General features: G+C 72.5%; 1 protein-coding gene. It reads right to left on the bottom strand.

The features are described 5' to 3' along the window. Positions 1-465 (bottom strand): delta-60 repeat domain-containing protein (locus JHD63_RS22860; RefSeq protein WP_198973103.1); only part of this gene is annotated, 465 nt, incomplete at both ends.

Here is a 465-nt window from a genome sequence, read left to right as displayed (position 1 = left end):
CCCGCTGCCGCTGCGCCACCAGCGCAGGCGGGCGCGGTCTGGCAACAGCTCCAGCGCCTGCAAGGCAGCCTCGGGCACGCTCAACCGGCCGATGCGGTTGCGCGTCTGGCCGCCCAGCTCGGTGAAATCGCCCCCCACCAGTACCTTGCCGTCGGGCTGCACGGCCAGGCTGAACACCGGGCCGTTGGCGCCGGGATCAAAGCCCGTGTCCAGCGAGCCATCGGCGTTGAGGCGGGCCAGGTAGTTGCGCGTCTGGCCGCCCAGCTGGGTGAAAGCGCCCCCCACCAGTACCTTGCCGTCGGGCTGCACGGCCAGGCCGTACACCGGGCCGTTGGCGCCGGGATCAAAGCCCGTGTCCAGCGAGCCATCGGCGTTGAGGCGGGCCAGGCGGTTGCGCGTCTGGCCGCCCAGCTGGGTGAAAGCGCCCCCCACCAGTACCTTGCCGTCGGGCTGCACGGCCAGGCT

This window comes from Xylophilus sp. ASV27, from assembly GCF_016428875.1.
Classification (GTDB): domain Bacteria; phylum Pseudomonadota; class Gammaproteobacteria; order Burkholderiales; family Burkholderiaceae_C; genus Xylophilus.
This window is presented reverse-complemented; position numbering and strand designations above follow the sequence as displayed.